Origin of the sequence: Paenisporosarcina sp. TG-14, from assembly GCF_000297555.1 — a bacterium.
Classification (GTDB): domain Bacteria; phylum Bacillota; class Bacilli; order Bacillales_A; family Planococcaceae; genus Paenisporosarcina; species Paenisporosarcina antarctica.
The window spans coordinates 13,006-30,011 of record NZ_AMGD01000010.1; the positions used below are offsets into that span (position 1 = coordinate 13,006).

Consider the following 17,006-nt stretch of genomic DNA (forward strand, 5'->3'; position numbering starts at 1 on the left):
CTTTTTCAATAAATTACAAGTGCACTAAATGCCGAAAGAACCGATCAGTAGATCGGTTCTTTGTTACGATGTTAAGCTCTACAGATGATCATATACCACAGATGCCTATTATTAGAGGGATAAAAGGCTATATATACGCCTTTCATCCTTATAAAGTCGGAGCGTTCAAAAGCTTATATTGCTTTCTTAAGAACGAGATGGGGAATCTTGAAATTTCACTTTGCCGGCTAATACAGCAATATCTCCATCACTATGCGGATATTTAGTACGACCAATGATTTGATAATCTTCATGGCCTTTACCTGCAAAAATAATGATATCTCCAGGTTCTGAAATAGATATTGCATGTTTTACAGCCGCTTCACGATCTCCAATACATGCATAATTTTTATGGAGCATGCCTTTTTCTAAATCGCTAAGAATTGACTCATATGATTCATCACGAGGATCATCTGTCGTTAAAATAACGTAATCAGCAACTGAAGCTTTTAGTGCCATTACAGGTCGTTTAGAACGATCTCGATTTCCACCCGTTCCGACTAAAAAGATAAGTTTATTTGTTTTGTATGGTAATACAGAAGAAATTGCCTTTTCAATCGCATCAGGTGTATGAGCATAATCGATAAATATAGATATTGGTAACTCATTATCTAATCTCTCCATTCGCCCTTTGACTGGAGGAATTTGTTCAAGTTGTTCAAGAATTTCAGGTATTGAATATCCTTGTGTATATAATGCTGTCGTTGCTGCTAAAGCATTATACACATTAAACTCGCCAAGTAAATTCATGCGAACTGGGAAAATACCTTCTGGAGTACTCATTTCAAATTGTGTGCAATGGGATTGAAGTTGAATATTGCTTCCTTGAAACTGTGCAGGTTGATGAATGGCGTAAGTCCATACTGGATAGCATGTCATTTCCTTTAACCGTTCAGACCACAAATCATCCGCGTTTACAATTGCATGTTTCGCACGTTCTAAGTCTTGTCCTAATTGGGAAAATAATAACCCTTTCGCTTGTCCATATTGCTCCATAGTTCCATGAAAATCTAGATGATCATGCGTTAAATTAGTGAAGATCGCGATATCAAAATCAACGCCAGCTAAACGACTAAGTACCAATCCGTGAGAAGAGACTTCCATAATCATCGTTTTGCAACCTTCACTTTTTGCCCGGTGAATCATAAGTTGTGTACTCAGTGCATCACTTGTTGTATTTGCAGAATCATAAAGTTGTCCATTTAAATTAAAACCAATCGTTCCAGTTAAAGAAGAGTTCTCTTTTAACCCTAGTAGTATATTATGCAAAATTCCACTCACACTCGTTTTGCCATTTGTTCCGGTAACCCCAATCATCGTCATATCTTTTGAGGGGTAGCCATAAAATTTTGAAGCCAACAACCCTATTGCTCGCGTTGTATCACTCACAACAATGCAAGCAACACGGGTGTAGTCTAGTTCAAGATATTTTTCTGAAACAATTATTTTTGCTCCGCTTTCAATTGCTTGCATGACGTAATCATGTCCATCCACGGTATATCCTTTTATACAGATAAAAACACTTTCAAGTTGTACACTTCGTGAGTCAACTGCAATAGCGAACACTTCTTTAGGAAGTATTCCGTAGATTTCTTTAGCCGGCAAGCAACTGATTAGGTCCGTTGACTGCATTTGCTTTCCTCCTATTCTGTCTCCATTGGAGAGAGCACATATGCTTCTAATAGTGCTGCAGAATGTTTCAATGAATCTATATGTGTACGTTCAAAAGCATGTGATGATTCAATTCCAGGTCCGAACAAGGCATGCTTTACATCGAAACCTGCACGTAATGCAGAGGAAGCATCTGAACCATAATACGGATAAATATCTAGTTTGTATGCAATATCATGCTTTTTCGCAAGTTCTACCAATTTACGTGTAAATTCATAATGATATGGACCAGATGAATCTTTTGCGCAAATAGATACGGTATATTCATCAGATGTTTGACCATCTCCAATTGCACCCATATCTACAGCAATATATTCAACTACTTCAGATGGAATATTCGAGTTCCCACCATAACCAATTTCCTCATTATTTGAAATATAGAAATGTGTAGTATTTGGAAGTTTCAAGTCATTTTCTTTAATTGAAGCAATCAGTTGTAATAATAATGCCGTACTTGCTTTATCGTCCAAATGACGTGATTTAATGAAACCAGAATCTGTTTCCTCAAATCGTGGATCGAATGACACAAAGTCGCCTACTTCAATTCCTAGATTTCGAGTTTCATCTGCGTTCAATACTTTTTCATCTAATCGAATTTCAATATTTTCTTCACTGCGCTCTGCTGAACCTGCATTTTTGTAAACATGTACAGACGTTTGATGCATAAGAATAGTTCCACGCACTTTCTTACCAGAGGCAGTATGTATGTAACAATATTCGCCTTCAACAGAATTCCACTTAAAACCACCAATCATTGACAGTTTAAGTCTACCGCTTCCCTTAACTTCTTTTACCATAGCACCGAGTGTGTCTGTATGGGCTGTTAATAGTCTATGCCTAGACGTATCTTTACCATCTATAGTTGCAATTAGAGCACCTTTATTCGTTTGTATATAAGGTACTTGCAGATTATCTAATATCGAAGCCATAAATTGCATAATTTCTTTTGTATATCCCGATGGACTTGGAATTTCTACAAGTTTTTGAAGTAATTGCACCGTTTCTTTCTCTTTAAATGCGCTTGACATAAAAAACCTCCTATATATATATAAATATCATACCAAAATTCAACATGTTCTGACACTGCCAAATCATGTATGATAAAGAAACAACTACTTCAACTACGAGGTGAACAATGGACAAATCTCTACTTTTAATAAAACGCAATAACTTGTTTATCGATTTATTTGCAATTGGCTTACTTCTGCATACTATATCTAGTCTGTTTTTTCCTTACAAATTTACAACTACAATCCCATTTATCGTTATATTATATTGTGGGTTGTTATTTTTTCTACGTCGAATAAAAATAAATAATGAAATGTTGCAAATCCTCATTTTAACAGGATTGAATGGATATATCTTATATATAAATATAGATTCACCTTATTACATACATATATTACTTTTTGTTTATCCACTATTCGTGGCTTCATTATACCACTCAATCATTCCAAGTTTAATTCTTTTACCGATAACCTTGATTGAAGTCATCTTTTTATTTAATACTTACTTTAATCGTTTTGAAGGTTCTATTGAATTTGCTGATATATATGTTGTCTTATTTTTAATGGTATTAATGAGTGTAACAGCTATTATCCATTCGCACTTTATAGAAAAATCATGGACCGAAATGGAACAACAGCAAATCACTTTAGAGCGTGCTCTCGACTCAAGAGATGGCTATTTGCAAATGTTTTTTGAAAATGCCAAAGATGGTATTGCTGTTTTTGATTTAGATGCTCGAATCATTGAAGTTAATCCTGCCTTTGAATTGTTATACGGATGGAGTCGTCAAGAATGTATTGGCAAACAAATTCCTCTTGTCCCCCCTGAAAATGCAGAAGCAGCAAGGGAGAGAATAAAAAAAGTATTAAAAGGGGAAAGTTTATATTCATTTGAAACGAAAGATATGAAAAGAAATGGTACCTTCTTTGATGCTCAACTAACGCTCAGTCCAATTTATGACAAGAGCGGTGAAATGGTCGCAATGTCTGTCATTACACGTGATATTTCCTTTCGTAAAGAAGCTGAAAAGCTTATAGTACAGTCAGAGAAATTGAAATTAGCTGGAGAGATTGCTGCTGGCGTTGCACATGAAATTCGTAATCCAATGACAGTGATTTCAGGTTTTATTCAAATGATGAATGCTGATGATCAACACCCATATCAAACCTATACAAAATTAATTGAGTCTGAACTTGAACGGATTAATTTAATCATAAGTGAATTTTTAATTCTTGCAAAACCCCATGTTAGAACTACTAAAGAATTTAATTTGGAAAAAACCATTCAAGATATAGTTGTCTTGTATAGCCCTGAACTTAATTTAAGAGGGATTGTGTTAACACAATCAAAGAGTGTTCCAAATGCGGTTGTTGTTGGCGAACAAAATCAAATTAAACAAGTGCTAATTAATATAATTAAAAATGCAATTGAGGCATTTAAAAAAGAAGGATCTCTTCACATCTCTACAGAATATGAAAATGAAGATTTTGTAAGTATACATATTGAAGATAACGGAAAAGGAATGACTCAAGAAGTAATTAATCAAATCTTTGAACCATTTTTCACCACTAAAACAACTGGAACAGGACTTGGTATGATGATAACCCAAAAAATTATTCAAGAACATGGTGGGAAAATCAGTATTAATAGTCGTTTAAACAAAGGGACAGTAGTTTCTATATTCTTACCATATAAAGAACGCAGAAAACCAGCGATCTCCAATTAAAAGGAGATCGCTGGTTTTTATATAAAGAATAAGGTACATCATTTCTTTCCTTATCGGAGTAGCGACTTCACAAGTTTCACTTTATTTTTGTATGGTGGAAATACAAGATTTAACGGTATTTTTGTGCTTTTCTTTAATATCGATTTAGCATGTGTAAATGCTTCGAAACTATATTTTCCATGATAACCATTCATACCTGAAGAACCTACTCCGCCAAATGGCATATGAGAACTACCTACATGCGAAACTGTATCATTTATGCACCCTCCACCAAATGGCAACTCTTCTAAAAAGTATTGAATGGCGTTATCGTTTTCACTAAATAAATATGCCGATAGCGGTTTAGGTAGTTTTCGTACTTGTCGAATCGCCGTTTCTAAACGGTCATACGTTAAAATCGGTAAAATAGGGCCAAATATTTCATCTTCCATCGAAGGACTATTCCAAGAAACCCCATCAAGTAAGGTTGGCTCAATATACAGATCCTCTTCATCCACATTGCCACCTGCAACAATATGTTGACCTTCTTGGCTAATTACTTGCTTTAAGCGATTAAATTGTTTGGCATTAATGATACGTCCATAATCCGGACTAGTTTGTGCATCTTTCCCGTAAAAATCTTTTATCGTTTGTTTTAATAATTTAATGAACTGATCCTTCACTTTTTGATGGACAAGTACATAATCGGGAGCCACACAAGTTTGACCTGCATTGACAAACTTGCCCCATGCGATACGTTTTGCTGCGACTTCTAAATTCGCTGTGTGATCAATAATTGCCGGGCTTTTACCACCAAGTTCTAAAGTAACTGGCGTTAATCTCTCAGCTGCGGCTTTCATCACAACTTTACCAACGGCAACACTGCCGGTAAAGAAAATGGTATCAAACGGCGCATGAATAAGTGCGGATGTTTCTTCCTTTTCACCTTCTACAACAAGAATATAGTTTTGTGTAAATGTTGACTCTATCACTTTTCGAATGACAGCTGCCGTATGAATAGCTGATTCTGAAGGCTTCAAAATGGCACAATTCCCTCCGATAATTGCTCCAATTAACGGTTCCATAACGAGTTGGAATGGATAGTTAAATGGACCAATAATCAATGCAGAGCCATATGGTTCTCGTACAATAAAACTTTTTGAAGGCTGTAAATGAAGTGCTGTTTTAACTGATTCTGGCTTCATCCAATCATCTAAATGCTTAGTCATAAAGCCGATACTATCAAGTACAAACCCAACTTCCGTAGCGTATGCTTCAAATTCACTTTTGCGTAAATCTTTATATAGTGCTTGAATGATTTCTTGTTCATGTAGTTGTATGGCCTGTTTTAACTTACTTAATTGTAGTTTTCGAAATTCTGCTGATTTCGTGGCACCCGTGTAATAATAATCGTGCTGCACTTGAATCATGCGTTCTACGTCTTGAGCCGTGAAATTCATGTTCATCACTCCCGTCTTCTATTTCTTTATTGTATCGGGTAGATTCATGTCACGCAAAAATAGACACCTATAATAAGTGTCTAAATTATTTTCTTTATTTATTTTTGTATACAATATTAATTAACAAATGCTAAGCTTTTTAAATTAGTAATTCATCAATCCATCGTTGCACAATTAGTCCTTCTTCAAATGACACAAGTGATCCTTCACGACCATTTTTTGCATCATGACACGCATCCCATAACGTTTTTGGTTGTTCATTTAACTCAACTCTTGTTTCAGGTTGATCAATCTCACTTACCCATAGCTCTGACCAATTTTTTATTGTCATTACTTTTTTAGTACCAAAGATCTTAAATAGCAGCGTTTCTTGTTGTCCCATACCAGATAAACCATTAATAACTATCGGAATACCTGAATCAGTTTGACCGATTGCCGTTGATCCGATTTCACATAATTCTGGATCTGCAGGATAGATGGTTTGATGAGCTAAAAAAGAAAATTTCCCGAAAAGTCGGTACATGATTTGAAAGTAATGTGGAAATACTTCTCTTATAAAGCCACCTTGAGTACGTGAACCAATCCAAGGGTTTTGTTGCCATTTTCTTGGCCAATGTGGGAAATATGTATGAAGTTCAACACGAATTATTTTTCCAAGAGAGCAGTTAGCTACTTCATTCATTAATGTTTGGATAGCTGAGCTGTACATAAGAGGGAAATGCATCGCCGTTAACACATTCGTCTTTTTTGCACTCTCGACCATTAACTCCCCACTTTCAACATCGTGTGCAAGTGGCTTTTCAGATAACACAAAACAACCTTGATTAGCTGCTCGCACAGCAAGTGAGGCATGACTATTAGGAGGTGTACCAATATATACCCAGTCAGGTTTAGTCTCATATAATTCGTCTAAAGAATATGCACTTGGTAACTGGTACTTATCCTTCATCTCTTTTAATCGCTGGATATTTTCATCGAACACACTGACAATTTTACAATTAGAATTTGCTAAAAGTTGTTGAATAATACGTTCTCCTATAATTCCAGTACCTATTATTGCAAATGTTGTTTGATTCATAATGGAAACTCCTTATCACTAATAATTTTTTACTTAATAAATGAATTTATATGAAAAATGGTTTATAATGTGGAAATATTAAAGGTAAATAATTAACGAATAATTAAGATAATTCAAAGGAGGTAATTGACGTGGTTAAAACAGAAATTTGGTGGGAACCTATTTTTTCAGGGAATTTGAGCTTAGGCATTAACAAAGAACGCTTAAATGAATTAGAGGAAGAGTCATTTATTTACCTTAATACTACTACTGAAGATGTCGAAACAAAGGAACAATAAAATAGATGAAATATCTGATACTTTTTACAGCTTCCCCTTTAAATTCAAGGCGAAGCTGTATTTTTTTGTTCAAAGATATAAAACATGAAATAGTAAACAAACGCACTAACCACTGCTAATATCGCAATGATCATAAATGTCCAAAAGAATCCAAACCATACGGTCATAGGAATAGATATCGGTGCAATCATGCGTCCCACTGTGTAGCGAAGACTTGCTGCTGCAAAATATTGCCCACGCATATGTTCAGGTGCCAACTTCGAAATAAAGCTCTGTTGAATACCTACAGTCATTAGTTCACCAAACGTAAAGATCGCCATTGCCAAAATGAAAATCCAAAACGAATCAAACAATGAAAAAACAACCATTGCAACAGCATATAAAATAGATGAAACAAAAAATACATTTTTTTCTTTAAATGATATGACCAATCTTGTAACGGCAACAGTTAATAGGGCAACAAGTAAACCATTCTCTGAAATAAGAAGGCTAAATGCCAGCTCTCCGGTTAGTTTCACTTCACTTCCAAACCAAGTCCCTAGAGTTTGATTTCCAATAATTTCTTTTACGTAAATAGGCAATAATAAATCTAATTGCATAAAGGTTTGTGCGCTTAAAATTCCAGCAATGATGAAAAGTAAAAATAATTTGTCTTTCAATATTACCCCATAATCTTTTACTTGCGTTTGAATGGCGTACATAAAACCTTTTGACGTATTGTTTATCAACGAGTCGGAATTAGATGGTTTCGTTTCCTTGGTAAATTTGATTAGTATCCAAGCTAATAAAATGCATACTAATCCTGCAGTCACCATTAATCCAAATCTGTAACTAAAGAAGAAAATGCCTCCAAGTATCGGTCCTATAACTACTGCAATATTCATGGAAGTATAAAAAACAGCAAAGACTTCACTGCGATGTTCTTCAGAGACAACATCGGCTACCATTGCTTGGCTAGCTGGCCAATATAATGATCCAAATACGCTAGCTATTGAAAATGCGATAAACCCTAAACTTGGCGATTCCAAAATTGATGAGTTTGCAAGTGCAAATAAGAAAAATGCACCGCCCTGTCCAAAAGAAGACAAAACCATCATCGTTCGACGACCATATTGATCAGCACAATAGCCACCAACTAAATTTGCTGCTACTGAAAAAACCTGCGACAAAATTAATAATAAACCAGCTGTCGTTTTGCCGAATTCTTCTGCAAAATAAATAGCAAGGAATGGAAAAAACATCCAGAACGTTATGTTCATGAACGCTTCGCCAATTAGCCTTGCTTTTAAACTTCGATCCCAATCTCTAATTCTCATGATGTCTTCTCCCTAAACTTTCATCTATCTATTACTTTTTTAATAGTGTAGCACTGTGATTAGTTTCTTTGACATACATAATTAGTCTGAGGTTATTCTATACTTCTCCACAAATAAAGCGATGCGTAACTTAAATAAGGTGACCAATCGGGAAAGTGAGTTGCAATCTCTTCAGCTTTTGGTTTATCGGGAGTTGCCCAAAGTTTTTTCAATGCATTTTGAAGTCCTATATCTGCAAGTGGGAATAAATTTGGTCTTCCTAAACCAAATAGTAAAAAGCTACCTGCTGTCCACGGTCCGATTCCCCGGTATTTCACAAGTATTTGCGTGATTGTTTCATCGTCTTGTTGAGCAAGGGCTTCGAGATTGAGTTCGCCACTAGCTATGGCTTGTGACACTCCAATCACGTATTCTGCTTTTCTAGTACTAAATTGTAGTTCTCGTAACTCTTCAACTTGAAGTTGTCCTATCACGTCAGGTTGTGGGTAGAACCAAACACCATCTATTTGCTCGCCAAATGTATGAACGAAACGAGTCGTAAGTGTATGGGCAAATGATAAATTTAATTGTTGATGTATGATGCTTTTCAATAACGTTGCGTATAACGAAAACTCTCTAATAATGGGCGTTCCTCTATGCTCCTCAAATAAAGAAGCTAAATTGGTGTGGGCGAAATGAGCATGAATGGGGTCGAGTGACCGATCAAAATGAAAAATTTCTTTAATGGTTTGTAGTTGTTGTTCGTTAGTTGTTCCTTCTATTAGAAATGTTGGAGATTCTGTTGTTCCTGTAGCCTGAACTTTATTTACCTTGCGCTCTCCAGTCGCTACAAGAACATAACGTTCTTCTTTATTTAAAGAAATCAAAGGGTCCATTGAAAGACGGTCGAGTACACGATCAAAATCATATGTGAAATTTAAATTGATATATTCTGTCATGGTCATATCCTTTCTCTTCGGTTATATTTGACTCATACATTTATGATAAGATGAATTGATGTGAAATAGCATGATGGCAGTTTAGTTTAATACTTATTTCTTCTTCTCATGTGGTGAGTAGTTAGAAGTCCTGATTCTATTAATAATATTAATAGCTTAGATGACTATAGTTAAATTAAAGTATAACTGAAAGATTCAAACTGTAAGTATATACTTATTAGAAATAACGATTGGAAGATATTACACTCTTGAAAACCGACTCTCTTGCTGTCGAAGCGAGTTCCAGGATTCAAAATATTTGGGGATAAAGAAGGAGAAATTTTCATGCAAGTTTTGGTTTTACGTTTTGACTACAAATTATCTACACAATTAGAACATAATATAAAAGACTTATTAATCGCTTCAAGTCGAAGTAAAGAAACACCTCTTCCACCCCACATCAGCTTATTTACTTTTGATCAAATTAATCCTTTAATTTTAAATGAACGAGTAAAATTATGGATTGAAAAACAAAAACAACTTGATATTTCTTTATCATCCCTAGGATTCTTCAAACAACAAGGTACATTTTTTGCAGCACCAGTGGTCACGAAGGAATTAGAGTTATTTCATCGCGAACTATTTTCTCTAATCTTGAATTTACATACAAATGAAATTTCCCCATACTTACCAGGTAAATGGGTACCTCATGCAACGTTAATTAACAATGTACCTCTAACCGTTTGGGGTCCCCTATTTCAACGTGCAAGCTTGTCCTTTGAAACACTTGTCGGAAAAGCAGTAGCTATTGAATGTTGGACCGTTGTAAATGGTAGTGCACAAACAGAATGGACCCACTTTTTACAGTAAGTTATTTGAATTATTTTTTCTAGATCATTGACTATTATTCTGTGGACGTTATAATAGAATTTGTCCTAGAAAAACGATCTTGTAGCTCAGCTGGGAGAGCGCCACCTTGACAGGGTGGAGGTCGCTGGTTCGAGCCCAGTCGGGATCATTGGGTGCCAAACCCACGAGAATCTTTAAGGAACGAAAGATTCTTCCAAAAAAAGCATCATCTCTTAGGAGGTGGTGTTTTTTTTCTGTCTTTTGTATTCGTGCTAAAAAGAACAAATCCTTTATCTCATACTATTGGAAGTGTAAATTCATTTTCGATAGTTCAAATACTGATCATTTACTAATACATCAATTTCATTACCTTATGTATAGAAAAAGCACACTACGTGTAAGTGCGCTTTGATAATTACAATAAAGTTACATCTGAATAACGGAGTATAAAGCCCGTTTTAAATTTACTTTCATCAAAATGAATTAACTTATGCTTTTTTAAATTCTTATAGCCATCATACCTATCTTCAGTGTCCATAAACCCGTCTCCCTTATATGGGAGTTCTGCTATTTCAGGTTTGGTTTCTTTAAAAGCTTTAATATTAGCAAACAGCTTAAATTCATTTTCAGACAAAAAACTGAAGGTGTCTCTATCTACCATTTTCACCCCTCCTCTCTTCCATCCATTATTCTACAAAAGAGAATGGATTCCTTTAAAATGAAATATTATTATTTAAGAAAATCACATCTCATTTAGTAATGCTTTCATTTATATAATTATATCCTTACAACATTCGTGGATGACTCTACTGTGTATTTACGTTCTTCATTTTCTTCCTGTAACTGTTTTATTGTGCACTTAGTACCTCTTTTTCCTCCTCGAGCTTCCCGATTTTATGCTATGCTGGATTACTTTCTAAATGTCTACGCCCATTTATAATCCACCCAGGCCATTTTGCTCAATAAAAGATTACTAATTACTATACACAGAAAAAATTGAATATTACGTATCTTGGTGGTATATTATAAGCTACTAAACTCACATCGTCACTTTATAATGCCGACAAAGGTGGATCAATTTTTTGAAGAAACTTTTGTGTCCATAATAAATTTTACACAAAAGGACCCAAAACTTTGAAAGGCATAGAAGGAGGTATTTTCATGTTAACAAATCATCTGGATTTTAGACTAGAGCCCCAAATTCAAAAACTATATGCGGAACATAAAAAACGATCAGAGAAAATAGATTGGGGATATCATGAATTTTTGCCATGGGACAAGGCTCAAGATTTTCGCAGAGTACCGTGGGACTCAAGTCAAGTTACCTTACCTGCAAACATTATCACTGCTGTGGAAACCGCCCTATTGACAGAAGTTAATCTTCCCTGGTTCACTTCACATCTGGATCAAACCTTTAAAGGCCCATTAACCGTTGTCCGAGATTTTGTTCATACATGGACTGCCGAAGAAGATCAACATTCCAACTTACTTGAAACCTATCTACTAATCACGCGTAGTGTGGATCCAAAACGTCTTCACCAACTACATAAACAAACCGTTGAAAGCGGGTATAGTCCAGACTATACGACACCTTTTGAAACAATGGTTTATACAACCATGCAGGAACTTGCGACGATGGCCTTTTATACAAATGTCGCAAAAGTAGCCAGAAAGCATGACAGCGAACTATCTACTCTTCTTTTGCGCTTATCAAAAGACGAAACGCTGCATTACGCTTTTTATCGCGATGTCATTAAATTTCATCTTCAATTAGAACCGAACTATTGTTATTACCTTGGTCATGTCATCCGTAATTTTCAAATGCCAGGTGCTGTCATGCCTGATTTTGATGACCGAATGGCGATTATTGCAAAAGAAGCAAATTATGGTCCATTAGAATACTTTGATCAAGTTCTTGAAGTCATCATCGATTATTGGGATATCGAAAATTTAAGACCCATCGCACCTGAAGCTGAAGCAGCAAGGGTCGATATATTAAAGTACCGAGATCGCATGAAAAAAGTCAGAGACCGATTTTACAAAAAAAATAAATAAAATTAAGTAAATAACATACAAGTTACCCAGGTCCTCCACCGTTCTAACATTAGAATGGTGGAGGGCTTTTTCAATTTTTAACTAAGAAAATAATTATTATGGGAAACTATTTGTTTTCGTTAAAAATAGAAAATAGGGGCAATAATAAGTTGTAAGATTCTTCTTAGAAAATGGGAGACGGATTATTATGACATTACAGTTACTTGAGATATATGCTCCATGGGATTTTTTAAATATGGAAGAAATTAAGGGCGAATTCCCTGTTGTTTCCTATTGGATTTCCGATGAATTAAATGAAAAGAAGCTAACACGGATACTTGTAGAAACAAATGATGTAGAACTAATCCTTAATTATTTGGAGAAATTGCCCGGCGGAGAGGATACATATCAAGTAATGTTGCTTCCTGTACAAACGTATCTTCCTAGGGAAAAAGAGAAACAAAATGATAAGGAAAAAGACTTACAACGAGCGAGCCGTCACGAATTATATGAGGCTGTCGCGGAATCTAGCCACATGAGTATCAGTTATATGTGGTTTATTCTTTTCTCCTCAGTTATTGCAGCGGTCGGCATAATAAAAAACAGTCCTGCAATTGTTATTGGAGCTATGGTAATCGCCCCTATTATTGGTCCTGTAACTGCTGTTTCTTTTGCGTCAGTTCTCGGCGACTTTAAGTTAATTCGTCAATCTTTACTAACGTCATTATTTGGAATAGGTATTCCCATATTGATTTCTACTATATTTGGTTTTTTCTTCCTTCCACCTATATACAGTAATGAGTTTCTATCAAGGACAGACATTCAAATTATTGATGTTGTTGTTGCCCTCGCCTCAGGTGCTGCAGGAGCACTTTCTTTTATTAAAAGGAATGAGGGGTCTCTTGTGGGAGTTATGGTTTCAGTAGCATTACTACCACCTGCTGTCGTATTCGGTATGACTCTTGGCACGGGTAACTGGGTAGAGGCTGTTGTACCGTTTATTCTATTAATGGTCAACATTAATTCGATACTTCTCTCAGCTGTGATTGTATTCTGGTTAAGTGGCATTAAACCAAACAATTGGAAGGATTTACAGAATGCGAATATCTCGAGAAAACTTTCTCTCCTATTTATTTCAATCATCTCTATTGTACTAATAACTGCCGTTATTTTTATAAACTTTGTCTAATACTTACTCAGTACTTACAAATTGGTACTCGACCCCTAAGCTTTTTAAGATAACTTAGGGGATGGGTACCTCAAAAAAAAGACTAACCCAATTCTTTTATTTCAGGTTTGTTGAAAGTTGATGAACAAAGCATCAGTCTATGTACATATTTTCTTTCATAATTAATTGGACAATTGTCTTTTTCACTTCTAATAATATTTGATCCCATTTTTCATTTAAAGTCTGGCTTATGCCAATATGGAATGATATTTCATAAGGTTCCACTCCAATAAGAAACCCTTTAATTGTCTCTCTTTGTTGATACAATACTTGAAATAAATGAAGATTATGTGGTGAGATATCTAGTGTTTGATGTTCATGTAAATTAGCTAGAGAATAAATTGATATTTCTCCAGTTTCTTTACCTGAACAAACAGCATCGAGAATAATAGTAAATGTTGCCTCTTCGATTTTTCCAATACAATAATCAATATCTGATTCCCCAATTAAATAATGAATGTTTGATGTTTGATCAAGTTTCGCAAGTTCCTCAACAAGAGAAATTCCAATACCATCATCCATCATTAATTGATTTCCAATGCCCAATACGATTATTCTTTCCATTAAAACACCTTTATCGTTTTTACTTGTCTTCCTGGACTGTATACATGAGTGGCACAAGACATACACGGATCAAAGGATCGAAGAATTCTTCCAATCTCTGCAGGTTTGTCGGGATTTTGAATAGGTGTGCCTATTAACGCTTCTTCAGCAACACCTCTATATCCATTATTATCTCGAGTAGAAAAGTCCCATGTTGAAGGAGTTATTATTTGATAAAATGATAACTTTTTTTCTTTAATTTCAAGCCAATGCCCAAGTGCGCCTCTCGTTGTATCGACTAAGCCTCTTCCAGCTGCTATTTCAGGGAGTTCATATTTTTTTTGTACGTCTACTCCAGGAATAATTTGCTGTAATAAGACCTTCATGATTTCTGCTATTTTCTTTGCTTCAATTGCTCTAGCAATGGTTCGATCCATGGCTGAGATTCTATTGTCATACTCCCCACTTAGTATTAATCTTGCTAGTGGACCTACCTCAAAAGGAAGATGGTCGTATCTCGGCGCTTTTACCCAAGAATATGCTTTTTCTTTATCCATATCTGGCTCTGTTACTGCTTCACTTGGTTGATTCGTACTTTTTTTTGACGTGTACCAGGAGTAATCAATTTTTTCCTGTATTTTATTTTCATCAAATGTCTCCAGATATCCATTTTTTGAGACAAGTGGATCAACATATAACGTCCCCAAATCTTTATAATTGTTAAAAGAACCATATGTTAGAAGATTACCGTAGCCTTTTCCTAGGTGAAAATATTCCTGATAATAGTGAGCGATATCATATACATCGGGAATCATTTTTTCATCAATAAATTGAGTAACTTTTTGTAAAATGGAATCAATATGGACGACTTTTTCTGCTGTTGCCTGAGTTGAAATACCTCCAATGAAGACCCCATGATTATGGGGAGCTTTCCCCCCTAATACTGCTAGCATTTGATGAGCAAGACGACTTATTGGAAGTGAATCAAAGTAGTGCTGTGAAATCCGATCATTTATTGCTTTTGGTAACCTGAAATCGTCATGGTCTGATAGTAAAAGAGGATTTTGTTCAATCTTTACAAAGTCTGGAACGGTGTACTGATAGAAATGGCGAATATGATTTTGTAAAAACTCGCAGCAATGAATAATGTCACGTAAATATCGTCCTTGTTCCATGAGCTTAATGTTTAGGGCATCCTCTAAAGCTAATGATGAGGCCATAGAATGTGCGGCCGAACAAATACCGCATATTCGTTGTGTGAAGTATACTGCATCAAATGGATTTCTTCCTACTAGCATTTGCTCAAACCCTCGAAATAAATTCCCTTTCGTTTTAGCTTCAATCACTTGATTATTCTCTATGGTTACATCAATTTCCATAAACCCACTAATTCTAGTCAAAGGATTAATAATAATTTTTCTACTCATTCTTCACCACTTTCGTCGTATCGTAGCTTATGAATGGAGCCATTGCATCTGGAAAACCAAATTGAGCACAACCTATGCATGGGGTGTCATCTCCAATTGGCCAGTTCACATGACCATTCCATTGCCGAGTTGGACAATCAACCCTAGTAACTGGACCACGGCAACCAAGCTTAAATAAACAAGTTTTATCTCCTAATTTCTCAGCAAAAATACCTCGGTCAAAAAATGGTCTTCTAGGACATCGGTCATGAATAAGCGAACTATAAAACATTAATGGTCGATCCATGTTATCGGTTTCTGGTTCCCCGTAAAGTAAGAGGTGAGCTAATGTCCCTAAAAACCAATCTGGATGAACAGGACAACCTGGCAGTTTAATCATCTTCTTTTGAGGAAGAACTTTTTGTAATCCTACTGATTGAGATGGATTTGGTTTCGCAGCAGATACACCACCATGAGTTGCACATGCACCTACTGCTAAAATATGTGATGCTTTCTCTCCAAACATTGTCGCTGCCTGAAGACCAGTTAGTGGTTTGCCTTGCCAACTTCCAATTACATTGTATAAACCATTATTTCTTAAAGCTACAGCACCTTCAACTGCTAATATATAGTCTTCATCCAGCGTATTCATCAGTTTCTCGATGGCCTGTTCTCCCTCGGACGCCATTAAACTATTACAATAACGAATATTCACCATTGAATTTAATGTATATTCAAAGTCCGGATTTTGCCCATTTAACAAAGAGATGATATTTCCAGAACATCCATTTAACTCTAAGTAAACTAAATTTTTTTTCTTAATTAGCCCTTTATTAATATTGTCGATGACTGTATTTGTTAATCTTGAAGTAATCGCTTCATTTGTCATGGGTTCTGGTGGTAAAACATGTGGTTTCATTTAATTTAACCTCCCTACAACTGGTAGTGTAGCTAAAATCGATTGTTGCCCTGCATGGCAAGATGCAAATTCTCCAGTATAATCCTTTCCTGCTGTTAAACCAAAATGACTAGCGGCTGCCCATGCCCTGTTGTTTGTCACATCATAAACAATTCCATCTACCGCAATATAAGCAGCTCTGCCATTTTTTCCATCGTAGTTAGCTAATTCTTCTATTGTAAAGGTACGTTGATTGGCTTGCTGAGAAGGTAGGGTAGGTGAGGGTGTGATTGGTGGAATTTGTTGTTGATTTGTATTCCTCGAATTAACAGGTGCTAGCTGTTGTAGAGGGGTAACATACAAGTTAGAAATGGCTTGATTAGCTAACAACTCACTTATAAAATGGATGGATGATTGTGTATCCCATAATCGTTGTAGAATCTGTTGTTTCACGGATGAGTCATCTTGGGTAGAAAGTGTATAAATATCATGTCGTGCCTGAGTAACAAGATGATTCATTTGTAGCCTGAGCAACTCAATATTTTGCAATTTGTCCTCTCCTTAAGTCTGATACAT

The 17,006-nt window shown here is 35.7% G+C and carries 16 protein-coding genes and 1 tRNA gene; 6 read left to right on the forward strand and 11 right to left on the reverse strand.

Annotation, left to right across the window (positions count from 1 at the left end):
• Positions 1–186: 186 nt before the first annotated feature.
• Together C406_RS0104310 and C406_RS0104315 are read right to left on the reverse strand one after the other, a co-directional pair.
• Complete coding sequence (locus C406_RS0104310; protein ID WP_017379365.1) at positions 187–1,671, reverse strand: UDP-N-acetylmuramoyl-L-alanyl-D-glutamate--2,6-diaminopimelate ligase; 1,485 nt, start codon at positions 1,669–1,671, stop codon at positions 187–189.
• A gap of 11 nt (positions 1,672–1,682) precedes the next feature.
• Entirely contained in the window at positions 1,683–2,738 is a 1,056-nt protein-coding gene (locus tag C406_RS0104315; protein WP_017379366.1) for a M42 family metallopeptidase, read from the reverse strand.
• A 107-nt stretch (positions 2,739–2,845) separates the two neighbouring features.
• On the opposite strand from C406_RS0104315, the gene C406_RS0104320 reads away from it, so the two are divergent.
• Positions 2,846–4,444 carry an ATP-binding protein gene (locus C406_RS0104320; protein ID WP_017379367.1) on the forward strand — a complete coding sequence of 533 codons (1,599 nt, stop codon included), beginning with the start codon at positions 2,846–2,848 and terminating at the stop codon, positions 4,442–4,444.
• Between the two features lie 50 nt (positions 4,445–4,494).
• On the opposite strand, the gene C406_RS0104325 is transcribed toward C406_RS0104320, so the two are convergent.
• Both C406_RS0104325 and C406_RS0104330 read right to left on the reverse strand, forming a co-directional pair.
• Positions 4,495–5,883: an aldehyde dehydrogenase gene (locus C406_RS0104325; RefSeq protein ID WP_017379368.1), complete on the reverse strand. Its 1,389-nt coding sequence runs from the start codon at positions 5,881–5,883 to the stop codon at positions 4,495–4,497.
• 139 nt (positions 5,884–6,022) lie between these two features.
• On the reverse strand, positions 6,023–6,961 hold the full coding sequence (locus C406_RS0104330; protein ID WP_017379369.1) for a Gfo/Idh/MocA family protein: 939 nt from the start codon (positions 6,959–6,961) through the stop codon (positions 6,023–6,025).
• A 131-nt stretch (positions 6,962–7,092) separates the two neighbouring features.
• Here C406_RS0104330 and C406_RS20650 point away from each other — a divergent pair, with 131 nt between their 5' ends.
• On the forward strand, positions 7,093–7,239 hold the full coding sequence (locus C406_RS20650) for a hypothetical protein (protein WP_017379370.1): 147 nt from the start codon (positions 7,093–7,095) through the stop codon (positions 7,237–7,239).
• A gap of 44 nt (positions 7,240–7,283) precedes the next feature.
• Here the strand turns inward: C406_RS20650 and C406_RS0104340 are convergent, their stop codons facing one another.
• The gene (locus C406_RS0104340) at positions 7,284–8,555 is read right to left on the reverse strand and encodes an MDR family MFS transporter (RefSeq protein WP_017379371.1); all 1,272 of its coding nucleotides are present in this window, start codon (positions 8,553–8,555) and stop codon (positions 7,284–7,286) included.
• Positions 8,556–8,647: 92 nt separating this feature from the next.
• The gene (locus C406_RS0104345; RefSeq protein ID WP_026045606.1) at positions 8,648–9,493 is read right to left on the reverse strand and encodes a DNA-3-methyladenine glycosylase family protein; all 846 of its coding nucleotides are present in this window, start codon (positions 9,491–9,493) and stop codon (positions 8,648–8,650) included.
• Between the two features lie 324 nt (positions 9,494–9,817).
• Here C406_RS0104345 and C406_RS0104350 point away from each other — a divergent pair, with 324 nt between their 5' ends.
• Entirely contained in the window at positions 9,818–10,342 is a 525-nt protein-coding gene (locus tag C406_RS0104350; RefSeq protein ID WP_017379373.1) for a 2'-5' RNA ligase family protein, read from the forward strand.
• Positions 10,343–10,417: 75 nt separating this feature from the next.
• A tRNA-Val gene (locus C406_RS0104355) sits at positions 10,418–10,490 on the forward strand.
• Between the two features lie 246 nt (positions 10,491–10,736).
• Here C406_RS0104355 and C406_RS0104360 read toward each other — a convergent pair.
• A complete protein-coding gene (locus C406_RS0104360; RefSeq protein WP_017379374.1) occupies positions 10,737–10,982 on the reverse strand; it encodes a hypothetical protein in 246 nt (81 codons plus the stop codon).
• A 500-nt stretch (positions 10,983–11,482) separates the two neighbouring features.
• Here C406_RS0104360 and C406_RS0104365 point away from each other — a divergent pair, with 500 nt between their 5' ends.
• Positions 11,483–12,376 carry an acyl-ACP desaturase gene (locus tag C406_RS0104365; RefSeq protein WP_017379375.1) on the forward strand — a complete coding sequence of 298 codons (894 nt, stop codon included), beginning with the start codon at positions 11,483–11,485 and terminating at the stop codon, positions 12,374–12,376.
• A gap of 187 nt (positions 12,377–12,563) precedes the next feature.
• Entirely contained in the window at positions 12,564–13,544 is a 981-nt protein-coding gene (locus C406_RS0104370; protein WP_017379376.1) for a TIGR00341 family protein, read from the forward strand.
• 132 nt (positions 13,545–13,676) lie between these two features.
• Here the strand turns inward: C406_RS0104370 and C406_RS0104375 are convergent, their stop codons facing one another.
• From C406_RS0104375 to C406_RS0104390, 4 genes are read right to left on the reverse strand one after another with little or no spacing between them, the layout of a single operon-like run.
• Positions 13,677–14,147: a hydrogenase maturation protease gene (locus C406_RS0104375; RefSeq protein ID WP_017379377.1), complete on the reverse strand. Its 471-nt coding sequence runs from the start codon at positions 14,145–14,147 to the stop codon at positions 13,677–13,679.
• Positions 14,147–15,553: a nickel-dependent hydrogenase large subunit gene (locus C406_RS0104380; protein WP_017379378.1), complete on the reverse strand. Its 1,407-nt coding sequence runs from the start codon at positions 15,551–15,553 to the stop codon at positions 14,147–14,149. Before C406_RS0104380 ends, C406_RS0104375 begins: the two co-directional genes overlap by 1 nt.
• Positions 15,546–16,451 carry a hydrogenase small subunit gene (locus C406_RS0104385; protein ID WP_017379379.1) on the reverse strand — a complete coding sequence of 302 codons (906 nt, stop codon included), beginning with the start codon at positions 16,449–16,451 and terminating at the stop codon, positions 15,546–15,548. Before C406_RS0104385 ends, C406_RS0104380 begins: the two co-directional genes overlap by 8 nt.
• Positions 16,452–16,979, reverse strand: a complete 528-nt coding sequence (locus C406_RS0104390; protein WP_017379380.1) for a cytochrome b5 domain-containing protein — start codon at positions 16,977–16,979, stop codon at positions 16,452–16,454. It abuts the gene before it with no gap.
• Positions 16,980–17,006 lie beyond the last annotated feature (27 nt).

Excerpts from the sequence above, each read along its gene's own strand:
- C406_RS0104310 (WP_017379365.1), bottom strand. The coding sequence starts at position 1,671 with ATGCAGTCAACGGACCTAATCAGTTGCTTGCCGGCTAAAGAAATCTAC.
- C406_RS0104315 (WP_017379366.1), bottom strand. The coding sequence starts at position 2,738 with ATGTCAAGCGCATTTAAAGAGAAAGAAACGGTGCAATTACTTCAAAAA.
- C406_RS0104320 (WP_017379367.1), top strand. The coding sequence starts at position 2,846 with ATGGACAAATCTCTACTTTTAATAAAACGCAATAACTTGTTTATCGAT.
- C406_RS0104325 (WP_017379368.1), bottom strand. The coding sequence starts at position 5,883 with ATGAATTTCACGGCTCAAGACGTAGAACGCATGATTCAAGTGCAGCAC.
- C406_RS0104330 (WP_017379369.1), bottom strand. The coding sequence starts at position 6,961 with ATGAATCAAACAACATTTGCAATAATAGGTACTGGAATTATAGGAGAA.
- C406_RS0104340 (WP_017379371.1), bottom strand. The coding sequence starts at position 8,555 with ATGAGAATTAGAGATTGGGATCGAAGTTTAAAAGCAAGGCTAATTGGC.
- C406_RS0104345 (WP_026045606.1), bottom strand. The coding sequence starts at position 9,493 with ATGACAGAATATATCAATTTAAATTTCACATATGATTTTGATCGTGTA.
- C406_RS0104350 (WP_017379373.1), top strand. The coding sequence starts at position 9,818 with ATGCAAGTTTTGGTTTTACGTTTTGACTACAAATTATCTACACAATTA.
- C406_RS0104360 (WP_017379374.1), bottom strand. The coding sequence starts at position 10,982 with ATGGTAGATAGAGACACCTTCAGTTTTTTGTCTGAAAATGAATTTAAG.
- C406_RS0104365 (WP_017379375.1), top strand. The coding sequence starts at position 11,483 with ATGTTAACAAATCATCTGGATTTTAGACTAGAGCCCCAAATTCAAAAA.
- C406_RS0104370 (WP_017379376.1), top strand. The coding sequence starts at position 12,564 with ATGACATTACAGTTACTTGAGATATATGCTCCATGGGATTTTTTAAAT.
- C406_RS0104375 (WP_017379377.1), bottom strand. The coding sequence starts at position 14,147 with ATGGAAAGAATAATCGTATTGGGCATTGGAAATCAATTAATGATGGAT.
- C406_RS0104380 (WP_017379378.1), bottom strand. The coding sequence starts at position 15,553 with ATGAGTAGAAAAATTATTATTAATCCTTTGACTAGAATTAGTGGGTTT.
- C406_RS0104385 (WP_017379379.1), bottom strand. The coding sequence starts at position 16,451 with ATGAAACCACATGTTTTACCACCAGAACCCATGACAAATGAAGCGATT.